Genomic DNA, 15,735 nt, shown 5'->3' on the forward strand with positions numbered 1-15,735 from the left:
TGTGCAATTGCCGCAATAAGCCTTGGTTTTCCTGGCGTTGTGGCCATTCTCGCGTTCTGTTTTGTTATGGCGATTTATATCAAATACGACTATTCGTAATGCGCGGGCCGGGGGTTCGAGTCCTCTCGCCGGCACCATTTTCCTCAATAAAATCAATGATGCAGGGTCGCTGAAAAGCGGCCTTTTGCATTTCACACTCTTTTCACATAAGCTTAGGGCGAGTGCGGATGAAATTGCTGCAATTATTAGTTGTTTTGGTGCGAAATGCCCCGCGAAAAGAAGACAGAATATTTCTACTATGATGACAAGGCGATAGCGCTCTACCAGCGGCCCAATAGCACCTTGTGGCAGACGCGGATCGTCAAGGAAGACGGCAAGGCATTTGTCCGCAGCACAGGCGAGCGCAATTTTGACAAGGCTTTGGCTTGGGCACGCAAGGAGAAGATGCGGGCCGAGGTGCTGACGGAGCAAGGGCTTGATCCCAACACCAAGTCCTTCAAATCGGTGGCCGAGCTATGGCTTGCTGCGATTGGCCGCGATCCGTCCAACAAGCCTCGCAAGATCAGCGACTACACGAAGATCGTGAAGCGCTACCACATCCCATATTTCGGCAAGCACAAGATCACGCAGATCACACAAAAGACCTTGGGCGAATACGAGATTTGGCGAGCGGCATTTTGGCAGACTGGCCCTGGCGCTGAGCAGCGCGAAGAGACAATCCGCAAGCGCGACGGCACATCATACACGCGGGAAAAGACTGTCACGAGCAAGGGCAAGGGCGACGCGGAAGACACCGTGCTGCGGCAAATCTTCAAATTTGCCGTCGCCAACGATTACCTTGATGGTTCGCGAATGCCGATCATCGGGCAAAAGACGACACGGGGCGAGAGAGGCACATTGAACCGACGCCCAGCGTTCACGAAGGAGCAGGCCAAGGCCATCTTGGATTACTGCAACAGCTTCCCCGACGATCCCTCGGAAAAGCTGACCAACGAGCGGATGGTGTTCAGCGCGTTCATTCACCTCGTTCTCGGCACGGGGCTTCGACCAGGGAAAGAGCATCAACCGATCAAGTGGAAGCACTTTTCCGTCAAGGTCGTTGAGGGCGTGGAACACGCCTATTTGACCATCGTGAAAAATACGAAAACGGGATCGAGGCCAGTGCGCTGCGACAGCTTTGTGTGGCCGATGCTGTCGGGCTTTCGCTATGTCAGCAAGTTCAATGGCGAAGAGGATTTCGTATTGGCAAATCAGGAAACGGGCGAGGCGGTTGCGTCGTTCAAGCGGCAGTTCAACACCATGTTGAAGGCGCTGGGCATGGAAACTGACGTGCATGGCGACCACTTCACGCCGTACAGCTTGCGCCATACCTATGCAACGCTAAAGCTGAACGAGGGCGTTCCAGAGCGGTTGGTCGGTATCAACATGGGCACCAGCCCCGACATGATCCACCTTTATTACGGGCACGACACGTCGGTGAGCAGGGCCAACGAATTCAACACGGACATTGACTGGCTGACGCTGGATGGGGAGAAATTGAAGAAGGTCAAGCGACAGCGCGCTCCGAAAAAGAAGCCCTGACCTGTCGTGTTACACGACGCGCGCACCTTCAGCGCAGTATGTTAAGCTGATCGGCAGCAAGGATGGGATGGGCAGGATACCATCGGAGCGCATAATTGACGAAGGTCCGATTTATCGTTCTGGCACTGTCGGTGATGTTCGCCACAAGTTGGCTATTCGACGAGTATCTGGAGCAGCGCTTCAAAGCGCTCTACATGCTGATCCCACTCATTGCCTTGTTTGTTTTTCATCACGCCCTATTCCCGCATAAATCGAGGAAAGGGAAAGGCAATGACGTAAACGGAGGGGGTGGACAGAAGGAATGACTGTCGTGTTACACGACAGGTTGAACGCTGGCCTATTGGTCAAAGGCAGGGCATGACATATATTTGAATTATCAAAAATTGGTTCTCTTCCACGCATGCAACGCAGGAGCATCGCCAATGGCTCTGATCAATTGGGAAAGTGCTCTGGAAGTTGGTGTGCCGTCAATCGATGACGACCACAGGAATATCGTTGCGTGGATCAATGATATTCACGCTATGGGCGCGTACAAATTTCCGCATAAAACCCTGATATACGTGATCGATTCCCTGTGTGATTACGTTGAGCATCATTTTCGCCGTGAAGAACGCGCCATGGCCGCATGTGCATATAATGGAATGGAGGCTCATAAGCGCGCCCATGACGGCTTTGAAGCTCATGTCCATAAATTGCGCGAGCAAATCGTCTCAGATCAAAACGCTGTCATTGGTGAAGATGTGATAAAGGGTGTCGTAACCTGGCTTGCTGACCATATTACAGGATTTGATGCTTTGATGGCGGTTGCTATCCGAGGAAATGCTGCCGCTTTAGCGGCGGCCGAGGCCGTTCCTCCGAGCAAAGGGCTAATACTGGTTCCAACTTCTGCTTGAGTTCTACCGCCCGCACCTTGGTTTGCCGCGAGCCTGAGCCGTGCCGAGTGAGTGTCGTGTTACACGACAGGCGCACCTTATATATAGGCCGCCGTCGCTTTGGCCCTTTGCGCGCCGTACACGCCGCCGATTTGAACGCCCAGCAGTGCGGCACTCATGGAAACAGCCCCGCTTGTACGGGGCTGTTTGGCGTTTAAGCGAGCTTCTTGCCGAAGCGTCCCTTCATCGCGGACAACTGCTTGTCCAGTTCGCCCGCGACCACAGCATCGCGCACCAGCGTCAGCGTGGGCACCAGTTCCGCCACGTCGCCGATCTCAATGGCCGTCTTCTTCGGCTTGATCTCCACGATCTTGTTGCCGTAGCGCACTTCCAGCATGAACGCCCCATTGGCCTCCTGCCAATACCAGGGGCGAAATTTCACCAGTCGGTCTTGCAAGGTCTTGTTGCCCTCGCCGTCCTTCGTCCAGCGCTTGCGCCGAATTTCAAAGCCCTCGCCCTTCTGCATCGCTTCCGCAGCAGCGATCTGCTGATTGATGGCCTCCACCAGCTTGTGCCGCAAGCGCCCTTCAGGCGTTGCCGCAACGGCGCGTCGGGTCTTTTCGCTCAGCTTCAGCTTGTCCAATGCACTCATCATCACATCCTCCAACAGGAACACATAACGAACATGCTATGGCCTGCTGGCCGAGGAGGACAACCGAAAGGCAGGTGTAGGTTTAACCTACAGAAGGCCGTGTCGTGTTACACGACAGAGGGGCGAATTGGGCGATATTGAACCTCTGGCATTAACTTTTCAGCAAGGAATTTGCGGGCTGGAAAATTATATTCAGCGGAATCAATACGTTGGAGGAGTAAAAATGGCTGCCATAAAAATATATGTGTCGTCAATGCTATTTCTTCGATTCCTCCTTGACAAATTTTGGCGGTCTGGTACTCTCCCAACCAGTCAAGCGCAACCACTTACAAAACACACTGACCACCCAATCATAAAGTGGTCAGTATTTTTTTCGCCAACTCCCGCGGCCTTCAGGCCAAAGTTAAATCTTCCATAAAATACAGACACAATAGCACGGTCACGATATTTAATATCATGGCACACTACATTTGCGCCTAATTCATCGTTGTTAACTTTACATCGCAGAGCCACTCCATTGTGGAGTTTAACTGCCAATGCGCAGAGGAGGATAACTATGCCTATCGACACCACCTGAAGATGCTCATCTGCACACATATTTGGCTATTACGGGTACGTGGCGTTCGCGCTTCCCGTAAAGCCAATATCAATAAGAACACCGTCACGGCTGAATTTTGACCGACGAGATCGGCACCCAGCCTGACCCATATAGGAGAAAAATTATGTCTCACGATATCTTCACCCTGACTTCCGCTTGCAACACCCTGATCGCTTCCCGCAAGAGCTGGGAGGGCGTGGAACTCGCGGCCAGTAACAAGCGTCTCTATGGCATTCTGGCCGAATGCTACGACCTGTATACGACCGTCACCCTCACGGAATCTGGCCGCAAGCTGCTCACTCAGGTTGCCGAAGAGCTTGGCATTTCCGTTGAACGCTCCACTCCCGCCGCAATCAAGATGATCAAGATCGTCTTTGGCGCAGAACCTCGCTGGCGTGCCAGCAATTACGGCCAGGTTCTCCGTATCGCTGAAGCCGAGAAGGTCAAGACCACTGAATTTGTCGGCTGGCTGGAAAAGAACGGCGGCGTGGAAAATGTGCGGCGTGGCAAGACGTCTGTCTCTCAGGCGACGATGGACAAGCAGTTCGCGGATGGCTTGGCCAAGCTGAACGGCCAGGGGGAATACGCCACGCTTGAGCCTACTCGCACCATCGCCAGCGGCAGCGGCCTGTATCTGATGCTGTGCACCGTTGAGGCGAACGGCTCCATCAAGGTCCACCGCCCTGTCGGAAATCCCAACAGCGATCAGATCAAGTCCATCGTTCGCGCCATCGGCAAGGAGAACGATAACGCCAAGAGCTTGACGGACCCCGACGGCATTTTCCCGAACCAGTTCTCCTGCATGGGTGAAGGTGCGGTTGATCGCAAGGAGCGCTTCTTCAAAAGCGAAGAAGGGGAAATGAGCTACGAAGATGCGGTGAACAACCTGATCGGTGGTGGCGCTGCTGCCGACGACGCCGCGAGCCGCGAAGCTGCGTAGGCCAATCCGCGAGGCCAGGGGAGTGCGTAGCGCTCCCCGCGCCTTCGCAATTCAATCCAATTTATAGGAGAAAAATCATGTCTCAGTTCGAACTCGATAACGCAATTACCGACCTGTCCGACCTCCCCATGCCGAACGCAGGCATTGCGGCCATGTGTGAAGCATTTGTCGGCGGATGGAAGTTTGGCCACACCATCATGTATGGCCCGAAGGGCACGGGAAAGACAACGATGGCAGGCCTTCTGCCGAAGGCCATTGCCCCCGACGTCAATCCCTGGGAGGTCAGGCTCGCCAATCCTGCGCAATACGATGCGCACAACCTTAAGCGGATGTCCTCGTCGTTTATGAGGACGATTGGCCTGAACTCGAAGAAAAAGGTTTTCATCATTTTTGATGAATTCGGGGCTATTACCAAAGCGTCTGTCAGTATTTTGAATAAAGCTCTGACCGACTGCCGCGTGAATTGCATGGCAATTTTCATCACCAACAACATCGACGATGTTGCTCCGTCCATCGCAAGTCGGTGCTACAAGGCCGATTTCACCCAAGTCAATTATATGAATTACGTCCCTTATGCCGAGAGCGTCCTCAAGAAGTACGGCGTCACCAACGTCAATCGGACGGCCCTTGAGCGCGTGGTGAAGGCCAATTGCTTTGATCTGCGTGAGCTCATGCGCGAGCTTGAAGATATTGTTCTGAAGGCACAGCAAAGTGGGACTATCCCTGCACCTGTGCAGCCTCAGTCTCCGATCATTGTTGCACCGTCTATTGCGGCAGCTCCCATTGCTGGCGCACCGTCCGCAACTCCTTCGGCACATTCGGCTTCCGCAATTTCGCCTGTCGCTGCTGCGCAAGCGGTCACCGCCACGAACCAATCGTCGGCTGCAACGCCATAAATGCTCCGTAGGTTTTCCCGACAGACACACGCCCTCAGGCTCCCGCCTGGGGGCGTTTTCTTTGGGCTTGGCGGTGTGTAGGTTAAACCTACAGCGAACCGATGCTATGCTGCCGCGATGGAAACCAGTATGGCCACCATCAGCGTCCTTCAGGTCATTCCCATACATGCTGGCCGCGTGTTGGCACTGGCCGACGTGGAATTGATCCTCGATGGCGTGTCCTTGGTCATCCACGGCGTTCAGGTTCGCGCCGATGCCAGCAAGACCGAAATCACCCTTCCCAATTACCGAGCGCCTGACGGTTCATGGAAGGCCGCCGTGACGTTGGCCTGTTTCATCGCTTTACCTAATGAAAAGTTATCGCAACAGGTAAAACATTATATGATCAAAAGCGCAGCAGGACCGACCGCTATTATCTGCGTTGATAATCAAGCGGTTAACGGCAAACATAATGAAATGTAACTTTTTTTATGTTTTGCTCAGGCGGCGGCGATCTTGCTCAATTCGCCCTGCTTCTTCGTCAAGGATGCTCTGGCGCTGGTAACTTGTTCGCGCTTCTTCTGCACGGAAGCGGCTTGCTTGAGCTTTTTGGCCTGATCGGCCTTCGCGTCGGCCTGTCGCTTCAGATTGTCCGCGAAGCTGTTGGCCGCTGCCTCCTCGCTGATGAATTCCCACGCTCGCATCGCCGTCTCCCTGTTGTCGGTTTTCCCGACACTATTTATGGGCATGGGCAAGTTGTCGGGTTTCCCGACAGGAAGCTGGCGTAGGGAAAACCGACAGATGAGCGACATCGTCGAAAAGGGACGCCGAAAATTGGGGCATAGTCCCATTTGGGAGTTGAATACATAAGTCCACAGAATGAATATAGCTTTGGTATCGTGTTCATCAGACGCGAGCAGGAAATGGACGACACGGAGATTGTTTCCGTTGAGAGGCTCACCGAAGGTGCCAGCACTCTCCTGAACCAGTTGGCCTCCGCAAGGCGCAACATAATTTTGCTTCGTCATCGCCTTCAAGCTGATGGGCGGCTAACGCCATCTGCCATTGCCGATCTGGATCGGGCAGATGAACAATTCCGCGTTTCAATCGAAAGAGTGAGAGCAATCTGTGATCTTCAGGTGGATACCGTCACGAAGCTCAAATCACTTGAGGTTGGTGAGGAATAGTCATGCTGTCCGCAACTTGTCGGGTTTCCCGACAAGTTGGCGATGTGGGCGCAGGCCATGCGTAGGTTAAACCTACGACCATGAGTGTCTTGTAACACGACAAGTCAGAGGACTATGCTTGCCAGAAAGTTGCCAAGCGAGCAGAAAGCCGCCTATGCTAACCCCTACTGTTCTTTGTCGGCCGATCTAAAAAATTCAAAGAAACACTCTTTATATTGAAAGTCAGACTTCATAATATGCTGCACAAGCCAAGCTTCAATGCTGTCTACAATTGCGCTCGGATTAACAAAGTGAACATTTTGTCGCGATAAAAATGAGAAGCATTTTATTAGCTCTTTGAAATTGTCATGCGCCATTTTGTGTAGCTTGTAATTGCTGTATTCTCCAGCAATCATAATCGCCTCTTCTCTGGCGAAGTGATATTCCGTATAAGCCTCCAGCTCCTCAATTCTATCGACTATGCCAACAATATCATTATTATTATCAGATTCCTTTATTTCGGAAAATAGCTCAAATAGGCGCATATGATCGTTGTCAATGCAATTGACCCCGACCTTGTATTTGCTTTCAAACTTCATTGGCCACCATATCCATGCTTTATTAGCGCTAAAATTGAGGCAATCATACTGTGCATTGCCAAAATTTGCCTCTTCGACGTTGGAAGTGGAATTGCGCCGGTTCCGGCGTGAGCGCCCTGCCTACCTGTAGCTGAATATCCCCTTGTTCGATTAATCCGCTGACCATCCCCTCGTCCCGACCTGCCGTCTGGCAGGCCATCGAGCGGAGCGGTGGTCAGGGATGGCCGCAGGCCACCGCGTCAGCGGCGTGGGACGCGTCCTTGACCGGCGTGAGCACGATGGCACTCTGCGGTGGTCTGGGAGGAGAGGAGATCGACGTGGACGCCAATACGATCATGGCTTTGGGGCTGGGCGTTTCCCCGCCGTGGAAACTGGTCGAGCAGCGACTGGACACGACGGTTCATCCGCACGTGCTGCACCTGGAGATTGCGGTCGATCGCGGCACCATGTTTGCCTGTCCCCAGTGTGGCCGAGCCTGCAAGGCGCACGACTTCGCGGAGTTCACCTGGCGGCACCTCAACTTCTTCCAGCACCATTGCCACATCACCGCCAAGGTGCCGCGCACCGACTGTCCGGAGCATGGTGTGCTTCGGATCGGCGTGCCGTGGGCGAGAGAAGGCAGTCAGTTCACTCTGCTGTTCGAGCAGGTGGCGCTGGTTCTGGTCCGCGAGATGCCGGTGCTGGCGGCGGCTCGCATCATCGAGGTCACTGACAACCGTCTATGGCGGATCGTTCATCATTATGTCCGCAAGGCGGTGGAGCGCCTCGACCTGTCCAAGCTCGCCGCCGTCGGCCTTGATGAAACCGCCGCCAAGCGCGGCCATACCTATGTCACCGTGTTCATCGATCTCGACCGCAAGGACAAGCCGGTGGTCTTCGTCACCCCCGGCCGGGGCAAGGAGACCGTCACCCGGTTCAAGGCGTTCATGATGGACCATGGCGGCCAGCCGGGCCGCGTCGTCGAGGTGGTCTGCGACATGAGCCCCGCCTTCATCGCCGCCATCGGGGAAACCTTCCCCAACGCCGCCGTCACCGTGGACTGGTTCCATGTGGTCCAGTTGTTCACCAAGGCCCTCGACGAGGTCCGACGCGCCGAAGCCAGGAGCAACAAGCTGCCCAAGGCGCTGCGCTGGGCCATCCTGAAGAAGGCCGACGGCAAGATGACCGAGGCACAGGCAGAGGCTCTGGCCGAACTGGAAGCCTCCGACCTGTTGACCGCCATCGCATGGCGGCTCAAGGAGAAACTCCGCTGGGTGCGCAAGGCCGACACCGTCCAGGCTGCCCGCTGGCGGATCACCAACTTTCTGCGCCATGCACTCGAGGTGATCGGCGACAACACCATCCTCGATCCCGTCCGCAAGGCGTTGGGAACCGTCGAGCACCACCGCCAACGCATCCTCGAACGCTGGACATCAACCCACAGCAACGCCCGACTGGAGGGCTTCAACGGCCTCTTCCAGGCGGCACGCGCTCGCGCCAGGGGCTACCGCAATACCACAACCTTCGCGACCATGATCTACCTGATCGCCGCCCCACTCGGGGATCTCTTCAAATCCATTTGAGGCGTCGAAGAACCCAAAATTTCAACTCCATTGCTTGCGCCATCGCGCATCAAAATTCCATTTCGGCTTCTGTGTCGTGTAACACGACAACGCGATAATCCTCTGAATTTCGTCAATATAGTCAATGGCTTGCAAATGACGCGATTGCTGCCGTGCAGCAATATGGCTTGGCGTGACAAGCCGACAAAAATTATTTCCAAATTCGCATTCGCAGCGCCGCAGATCGGAATAAATACAATGCTGGGGCTTAACTGCATCCGACGGGAACAGTGACAGCCTCTTTCATTGCGTTTTCCAGGCCGCCCCAGCATTTTAACTGAAAACGCTTTTGGATGAAAACGCAAATGGCACAAATTCAATGGAATAGACACATCAACAAGCTATGCGAGCACCAAGGTGGTCCGCGATATGTCGACGTGCTGATCGGCTGCATCGCGGCCTTCAACACGAAGGGGCGCACGTCCCAGAAACAGGGCGATTGGCTGGTCAGGCAGTTGGACATGCATTACGGCATTCAGGTGGCGCATCAGGGTGCAATACAGCTGACCAGGGAACAGCGTCGGCCAATCAAACAGGCAGTGGATTGGGCAAACTGCAATGCATCAAGTGGCCGCATGGCCTATCTGCATGGGCGTTTTCCACACGCTTTCCACGCCGTTTCCACACATCTCCCACACAGTTTCCACACCAAAGGGGCCAATTCATCTGTTCCTTCAACGACTTATCCAGTCGCTATTGCTAAACTATTGCTAAAACTAATCGATACCCCGTTGGCTGTTTCGCGGCCTTCGGCCACGCCCAATGGCCTTTCAGCCGATTTCGCCGATGGTGGCTCGCTTGTGGCTCGCCACTCGGAAGAAGGAAAGGCGATCTGCCCAATTGGAATGAATGACAATGTGATCGACGATGCGGCTGCGCCACTTCGTGGACTGGCCGCCCAATCGGACGAGCCATTGGGGGGGAAGAAAGAGCCACTTGGAGGTGCTGTGGATTTCGCCACGTGGGCGGCGAAGGCCAATCGGTCAACAGGTCAGGTGAAGGCCAATTCCAACAAGGCCATTATATCGCTTTGGGTCGATGGCAGTTCGCGCAGCTATGTGCGCGGCCAATTGGAAATAGGGAAGGAGAAATACCGCCTGAATTTTCGCAGTCCACGCCGCGTGGAGGAATTGATCTATGTGGAGCGCGGACAGGACGCGGAAGCGCGGCAGTGGTACGAGGCCATCAGCAGCCAGGTCATTCCCCATTGGCTGGCCAAAGCGGACGCGGCCAGCGGCAGATTGCCCAGCAAGCACGTCGCCAGTGCCATCCACGAATTCCGTGACAGCAAATGCGAGGGGAATGGCATTGGCGGCGGCATTGCATTCATCAGTTATGGCGGCGACAGACCATCACGGTGCGTCGTGCAGATCAGTGGGGTGGACTGGCATTTCACCCTCCAGGCTACCCACAGCGCGAACGCAAGAGCGCCGCAGTTCAAGGCAACCGCCGAGCGGTCATTGCTGGTGCTGATGCGGTTGTCAAACCGCCTTGCATCCATCTCGGCCAAATATGCCGCCGTGGCAACTACCGAGATGGAGAGGTCGAATCGCAAGCGCTTGGTTATTTTGTGCCATGAAATTAATAGCGCTATGACTAATTGCGGTCCTCGTGCCTACAGTCAGAGCACTCATTGTTATTCACATAGTGAAATATTGGCCAATCAAGCTCTCTATCGTGCTTCTTAAGTGATGATTTAACTTCGTCAAGCGCGGCTATAAGCTTCTGCCTATCGCCTGATACGCAGGCCCTTGCAGTCTCTATTTTGGAAAGAATTAATTGGTGATCTGAATGCATAAGAACATTCAGTTCTGCATCTAAAAACTCAAGCGCACGCTCTTCAATATCAAAATGCAGCTTAAGTCGCTCTGAAATTATTGAAATACCATCATTTATGACGCGTTCATTAGCGCTGGCCGTGATAACAGCGGCCAGTGACCCAATCATTTCATAAAGGCGTGCATGCTCTTGAGCTATATCGCTCAGCACGTTTCTTGCTCCACGACTACATCGACATTGCAGGGCATACTTATGACACGTTGCGCTGCTCGCGTCTCAAATCGACTGTAAACAGCAGATAAACATACTGCGATGCTTATATGCCTGAGGCGACGCGCTTATGTTGTCGGGTTTCCCGACAAGTTGCCCGCATCGCCGTCGTGTTACACGACAGCCGACCGCCGCGCTGAAAAGGTTTTGAAGCAAAGCGGGGCAGAGGTTCATGCGATCAATTGACTGATGATATTGCGCAACGCAGGCGGCTTAAATAAAATAATCACCCGAGGCAACTTCATTGTGCAAAATATGAGAGGGCAACCAACCTTGGGTGGCGAGCTGTATTGCCTAATTTATACCAGCAGCGCTTGGAGCGATATGAAGGCAGAAGACATTCGCCTGCTCGCAAGTCAATCTTCTGCCAATAATAAGGCAAAAAATATTAGTGGCGTATTGTTGTATCATGACCGGACTTTTTTCCAAATCCTGGAAGGCCCCGAGAGTGAGGTTCTTGCTCTTTACGACTTAATTCAAAGGGATAGGCGGCATTATGGAGCGTTTGCGCTGTATGACGGAGTGATACAGCGCAGGAACTTTTCAAATTGGGGAATGGCCGTGACAGACCTCAGCGCCTTTGCACAAGACGACGCCGATCTATTCCGCTCACTCGTTAATGCAGGGCCGCAGCTTGGAACGCAATCGGCAATGACCTCTCGGATTGATCGCCTTATTTCCTCTTTCCGAAAGGCAGTCGGCGCGGAAGACGATTAGATTGGCCGTCGTGTTACGCGACAGCCGACCGCCGCGTTCGGTGGTCAGACTTCCCATTATAGCATACGATAACGAGCAAAATCGGACAAAAACAAACAAGGAACTTACTGCGGATCGAGCTGCGCATTTTTGCTGCGCTGAATGCACCCGATGACACTATATATTGGCGCTTACAGCGCCATTATGCGCTACATTTTGTTATATTCTTATCCTAATGTTTTCCGCAAATCATTTCACATTCTTTTCACAGTTAGGCATTGGCGTATTTCAATGTTTAATTTCAATGCGCTATTTTTCAGCTATCCATTCGTAATGCGCGGGTCGGGAGTTCGAGTCTCTTCGCCGGCACCATTTCTTGCAGATTGCGACAGGAAGCACCGCTACATTTAGCGGCGCTTCCTCGCGCCTACGAAATCCGAATTTTTCTGCGAGGAACTTGCGAGGCTCCATCCTTGCCCGATGACGGGCCAGATTCCGTGATGATGTCGCCGCGCCGGTCCCAGTTGCAGGCCCATCCGTGGAAATCACCCGCCACGGCCACGCATCCGGCGGCTCCGGCTTGACGCAGCGCGTCTTCGGCAACGGTGTCGAGGTCTTCTGTCTCGGTGATGTAGTGGCGGCTGATGGTCGGGCGCTTCAATCCGATGGCCGCCCGGTAGCGATGGGCACCATCAAGATCGGCGGCGGCCTGCTTCGTCAGGTATTTCGACAGGTAGGAGGCCAGCCGGGCCGGATTGGTGTCGCTCCGGTATTCCAGTTGAACCGAACCGTCATTGGGCGCGAAGCCATCGTCGCGGGCAAGGCTTGGACGGCATTTGAGCGGGGGCTTTCCGCCTATGCCGCCGACCTCCGGCAGTATGGATCGTGGCAGGCGGCGATGGAACACCGTGCGCGGCGGCACTTCACCTTCCTGTTCGAGCGCGGCGCCCGAACACTCGGCCACGCCTCGGACCTGCGAAAGCCCGCACCGGCGGTGGTTGAGGGAATCCGGGCGTGGCTCCGGCTGGACGGCGGCGAAGCCCTGCGGGAGGCCCACGGCCAAGTGGTCAGTTGGCTGCGCGACTGGCTGGCGTCATCCAGGGACAGGGCGCGGGAACGGGCGGAGCGAGGCCGGGAACGGTGATTTACCGCCGCCTTCTGAGAAAGTCGCCCCAATACTTTAAGAGGATGACGGCCAAGCTTGCTGCCATAAGCGGGATGCCAAGCCGCGCATATCCGAGTTCCTTAAGGAGCACCCCAATAAACACCAGAGCAAGAACGAAAAGCATCTGCTTTTTCGTGAAATTCTTACTGAACACCCCGACCTCCGTTGCCCATCGATCAACTTGGATGGTGCCCCAAGACAGAAGGAGATGCCACAACCAAATGGCGTCCGCCTGACCTGCTCGTGCAGCCTGGGTGATTAAGGGCGGCGCTTCCTCGGCAACTTCGCGCCGCCCGCCAGACGATCGAAGTTCTCCTGCACCCAGAGATGAGTGTAGTAGCGCTCAATCATCTGGACCGAGGTCAGGGTGTTCTCGGCCACCAGGGCCTGCGGCACCCCTTCCAGCAGTTTCTGGGTGATGTAGGTGTGCCGCAGGTCGTAAAGACTGCGTGGCCGGTCGTTGGGGCCGATTTCCAGGCCGCAGGCTTTCAGGACTTTCTTGAAGGCGGTGTTGATGGCGTGGGGATGGATGTCGATGAGAGGGAGGTCGGGGTTGTGCTGACGCGCATCGTTCAGCCGCTGGATGGCCTTCCATGCCATCGTGTCGGGGATAATCGTCCGCATCCTGGCCCGTTCGGCGCCGCGACGCGCTCCCTTGTGGGTGAAGCCGACGAGGGCGTTGGCGTGGTCGGCCACCGACAGATATTCGGCATAGAAGGGGCCGCCTTCGTCGTGCTCGCGGCGCAGAACCATTCGCATCTTGATTTCGGCGAGAGTCGAGGGACGCATTCCGGTGCCCGCCAGGATGTCGATAGCGCACATCAGGACGAATCGCCCCCAAGCCACCCGATCCGCCTTCCACTCCTCCGACAGCAAGTCGTCAAGGAACGCCTGCTCGGGGGTGGAAGCGGGATGGCGTTCACGGTAGCGCATCATCACTTCGTGCTGAGTCGTTTCGAATCGCTGCTTCGCCGTCCTGCGGATGAGGGCGAGTTCGATTGAGGTGAAGCCCATCCGCGCGATTCCATCCTCCACGGCCAGGGTTTTCACCCGAGGCAAATCACCGTGGCGGACAGTGCCGCGCGCCACCGCGAAGTCCAGAATCTTGCGCAGGATGGACAGTTCCTTGTTGATGGCGGCGGTCGAGACCTGCGGTCGGATGTAGCCGAGGCTGTCCTTTGGCAGGTAGTCGTCCAGCGAGCTGCGGCCTCCCGACGGCGACGGTCAATCAGGTCTCGGCGTTCGACGACCCAGTCGGCGCGCTGGCGCCGCCGCCAGTTCTGATACTCGGTCATGTGGGGTTCGCTGAGTTCGTCAATGGACCGCCGCCCGATGTGCTGGCCGAAATAGGGGATGAGGTAGTCGCGGACCTGCTTGCGGATGCCCTGCTTGGCTTTGACCTCTTCCGGCGGCAGTCTCTGCGCCGTCCAATCGCGCTCGTCGCCGATGGTCTCGGCCAGCCACAGCTCGGCGATGTCGGTGAAATACTGCGGTCGGGCGGCCATTCCCCGCCGCTTGCGGTTCCTAGCGTCGGCCAGCATTTCGCGCCCGATTGTCCTGGCCCGCTCCAAATCGGCGGTGCCGGTCGATTGCTTGATCTCGTCGCCATCGAGATAGGCGTAGAGTTGCCAGCGGCCCTTCTTGGCTCCGGCTCGGAGGTAAAGGTAGGCTCCTTCGTCGAGGTCGAAGCGGGTCGGCATCTCGGCGGGCTTGGACGGCTTGCGGGCGGCGACGGTCATCTGCACAATCTTCCGAGCCGCGCCCTCTGGAACCTGCGAGGAAAAGTGCGAGGTGCGAGGCATTCGAGAGGAAGAGTTGCAGAAATGCTGGATTTCGTCAATGTTTGGCCGCCGGATTCCGCCGATCAGTCCAGCCTGAAAGCCGCAGAAAACCTAAATGTCAGGTCTTTCGTAATGCGCGGGTCGGGAGTTCGAGTCTCTTCGCCGGCACCATTGAAAGCCCAGCAGGACCAGGTGGTCGGCTGGGCTTTCATGCTTTTCGCCCCTATCGCCCGTAAACCTGGCGGATGCGGTCCTTGAAGTTCTGCACCACCTTGTGCTCCATGGCCGGAAGGGTCATGGCCGCCATGGTCTGCAGCATGGGCGAGCGCAGTTCCATCTTGTAGCGAGCCTCGACCCGGCACCCCTCGCCCATGGGCTCGAATTCCCAGATCAGCCGGAACCGGTGAAATGGGCCGTCCTGGGAGGTGATGGTCAGCCGCCCGGGGGGTTCCTCGACGGCATGGGACGTGAAGCGGGCCTGCATCGGCCCCAGGCCGAACAGGTTGTCCACTTCCATGCGGTCGCCGTCGCGCGCGCGGATGCGGGCCTTCTGGCACCAGGGCAGGAATCGCGGATAGGATTCGATGTCCGACGCCAGGGCGTAAAGCTGTTCCGGCGTGTGGCGGGGCACGTCGAGGCGCCAGCCGCCGCTCAAGGGGGGCATGGCGGACTCAGCGGGTCAGGTTGCGGATGTTGCGCACGAAGATGTTGAGCAGGCCGCGGATGAAGGGATCGGCCTTGGCCAGCTTCTCGCGGAAGGTATCGCGCGAGATGATGATGCACGATACGTCGGACAACGCCTTGGCGGTGGCCATGCGCGGCTGGTCATCGACCAGGGCCATCTCGCCGAACAATTCGCCCTTGCCGATGGTGGCCAGCGTCATGCCGTGCTTGATGATCTCCACCTGGCCGTCCTGGATCAGGTAGGCGCGGTCGCCGCTGTCGCCTTCATTGAAGATCTTCGCCCCGGCATAAAAGACTTTGCGCTCGAGAATCCTATCGTTACGCATGCCTGCCACCCCAGCCTTTACGATACGACTTTATTCGCGTTCGGCTCCCGAGTCACTCCCGAAGGCGTATATGAGGTAATCACCTTTGGCGCGTGGTACAACCTCCGCCTTGCCCATCGACAGAAGGGCGAGGTCGGGCATAGACTTGCC

Annotated in this window: 18 protein-coding genes; 10 read left to right on the plus strand and 8 right to left on the minus strand. The window is 55.9% G+C overall.

Annotated features, from left to right (window positions below):
* Positions 1-264 precede the first annotated feature (264 nt).
* The 3 genes from ACV4UZ_RS19100 (at position 265) to ACV4UZ_RS19110 (ending at position 2,474) form a co-directional block, all read left to right on the plus strand.
* Positions 265-1,581 (plus strand): tyrosine-type recombinase/integrase, encoded by a 1,317-nt coding sequence (locus ACV4UZ_RS19100; protein WP_491602364.1) that lies wholly within the window; start codon positions 265-267, stop codon positions 1,579-1,581.
* Between the two features lie 95 nt (positions 1,582-1,676).
* Entirely contained in the window at positions 1,677-1,886 is a 210-nt protein-coding gene (locus ACV4UZ_RS19105) for a hypothetical protein (RefSeq protein ID WP_491598489.1), read from the plus strand.
* A 117-nt stretch (positions 1,887-2,003) separates the two neighbouring features.
* Positions 2,004-2,474: a bacteriohemerythrin gene (locus ACV4UZ_RS19110; protein WP_491598490.1), complete on the plus strand. Its 471-nt coding sequence runs from the start codon at positions 2,004-2,006 to the stop codon at positions 2,472-2,474.
* Between the two features lie 193 nt (positions 2,475-2,667).
* On the opposite strand, the gene ACV4UZ_RS19115 is transcribed toward ACV4UZ_RS19110, so the two are convergent.
* Positions 2,668-3,108 carry a DUF6641 family protein gene (locus ACV4UZ_RS19115; RefSeq protein ID WP_491602365.1) on the minus strand — a complete coding sequence of 147 codons (441 nt, stop codon included), beginning with the start codon at positions 3,106-3,108 and terminating at the stop codon, positions 2,668-2,670.
* Between the two features lie 719 nt (positions 3,109-3,827).
* On the opposite strand from ACV4UZ_RS19115, the gene ACV4UZ_RS19120 reads away from it, so the two are divergent.
* The 3 genes from ACV4UZ_RS19120 to ACV4UZ_RS19130 all read left to right on the plus strand — a co-directional run bounded on the left by ACV4UZ_RS19120 (position 3,828) and on the right by ACV4UZ_RS19130 (position 6,001).
* A complete protein-coding gene (locus ACV4UZ_RS19120) occupies positions 3,828-4,643 on the plus strand; it encodes a hypothetical protein (RefSeq protein ID WP_491602366.1) in 816 nt (271 codons plus the stop codon).
* 77 nt (positions 4,644-4,720) lie between these two features.
* Entirely contained in the window at positions 4,721-5,539 is an 819-nt protein-coding gene (locus tag ACV4UZ_RS19125) for an AAA family ATPase (protein WP_491602367.1), read from the plus strand.
* Positions 5,540-5,668: 129 nt separating this feature from the next.
* Positions 5,669-6,001: a hypothetical protein gene (locus tag ACV4UZ_RS19130; protein ID WP_491602368.1), complete on the plus strand. Its 333-nt coding sequence runs from the start codon at positions 5,669-5,671 to the stop codon at positions 5,999-6,001.
* Between the two features lie 17 nt (positions 6,002-6,018).
* Here ACV4UZ_RS19130 and ACV4UZ_RS19135 read toward each other — a convergent pair whose 3' ends face one another.
* A complete protein-coding gene (locus tag ACV4UZ_RS19135) occupies positions 6,019-6,222 on the minus strand; it encodes a hypothetical protein (RefSeq protein WP_491602369.1) in 204 nt (67 codons plus the stop codon).
* 219 nt (positions 6,223-6,441) lie between these two features.
* Here ACV4UZ_RS19135 and ACV4UZ_RS19140 point away from each other — a divergent pair, with 219 nt between their 5' ends.
* A complete protein-coding gene (locus ACV4UZ_RS19140) occupies positions 6,442-6,705 on the plus strand; it encodes a hypothetical protein (RefSeq protein WP_491602370.1) in 264 nt (87 codons plus the stop codon).
* Positions 6,706-6,869: 164 nt separating this feature from the next.
* Here the strand turns inward: ACV4UZ_RS19140 and ACV4UZ_RS19145 are convergent, their stop codons facing one another.
* Positions 6,870-7,283 carry a bacteriohemerythrin gene (locus ACV4UZ_RS19145; RefSeq protein ID WP_491602371.1) on the minus strand — a complete coding sequence of 138 codons (414 nt, stop codon included), beginning with the start codon at positions 7,281-7,283 and terminating at the stop codon, positions 6,870-6,872.
* 317 nt (positions 7,284-7,600) lie between these two features.
* On the opposite strand from ACV4UZ_RS19145, the gene ACV4UZ_RS19150 reads away from it, so the two are divergent.
* From ACV4UZ_RS19150 to ACV4UZ_RS19160, 3 genes are all read left to right on the plus strand, one after another.
* Positions 7,601-8,845 (plus strand): ISL3 family transposase, encoded by a 1,245-nt coding sequence (locus tag ACV4UZ_RS19150; protein ID WP_491599533.1) that lies wholly within the window; start codon positions 7,601-7,603, stop codon positions 8,843-8,845.
* 332 nt (positions 8,846-9,177) lie between these two features.
* Positions 9,178-10,572, plus strand: a complete 1,395-nt coding sequence (locus ACV4UZ_RS19155; protein ID WP_491602372.1) for a hypothetical protein — start codon at positions 9,178-9,180, stop codon at positions 10,570-10,572.
* Positions 10,573-11,122: 550 nt separating this feature from the next.
* The gene (locus ACV4UZ_RS19160) at positions 11,123-11,650 is read left to right on the plus strand and encodes a BLUF domain-containing protein (protein ID WP_491602373.1); all 528 of its coding nucleotides are present in this window, start codon (positions 11,123-11,125) and stop codon (positions 11,648-11,650) included.
* A 406-nt stretch (positions 11,651-12,056) separates the two neighbouring features.
* Here the strand turns inward: ACV4UZ_RS19160 and ACV4UZ_RS19165 are convergent, their stop codons facing one another.
* The 5 genes from ACV4UZ_RS19165 to ACV4UZ_RS19185 all read right to left on the minus strand — a co-directional run bounded on the left by ACV4UZ_RS19165 (position 12,057) and on the right by ACV4UZ_RS19185 (position 15,585).
* Positions 12,057-12,593: a hypothetical protein gene (locus ACV4UZ_RS19165; RefSeq protein ID WP_491602374.1), complete on the minus strand. Its 537-nt coding sequence runs from the start codon at positions 12,591-12,593 to the stop codon at positions 12,057-12,059.
* A gap of 459 nt (positions 12,594-13,052) precedes the next feature.
* On the minus strand, positions 13,053-13,844 hold the full coding sequence (locus ACV4UZ_RS19170) for a site-specific integrase (protein ID WP_491602375.1): 792 nt from the start codon (positions 13,842-13,844) through the stop codon (positions 13,053-13,055).
* Positions 13,841-14,533 (minus strand): hypothetical protein, encoded by a 693-nt coding sequence (locus ACV4UZ_RS19175; RefSeq protein ID WP_491602376.1) that lies wholly within the window; start codon positions 14,531-14,533, stop codon positions 13,841-13,843. Before ACV4UZ_RS19175 ends, ACV4UZ_RS19170 begins: the two co-directional genes overlap by 4 nt.
* Before the next feature lie 265 nt (positions 14,534-14,798).
* Entirely contained in the window at positions 14,799-15,239 is a 441-nt protein-coding gene (locus tag ACV4UZ_RS19180) for a type II toxin-antitoxin system RatA family toxin (protein WP_491602377.1), read from the minus strand.
* A 7-nt stretch (positions 15,240-15,246) separates the two neighbouring features.
* Positions 15,247-15,585: a cyclic nucleotide-binding domain-containing protein gene (locus ACV4UZ_RS19185; RefSeq protein ID WP_008618450.1), complete on the minus strand. Its 339-nt coding sequence runs from the start codon at positions 15,583-15,585 to the stop codon at positions 15,247-15,249.
* Between the last annotated feature and the right edge of the window lie 150 nt (positions 15,586-15,735).

This window comes from Paramagnetospirillum sp., assembly GCF_058402745.1.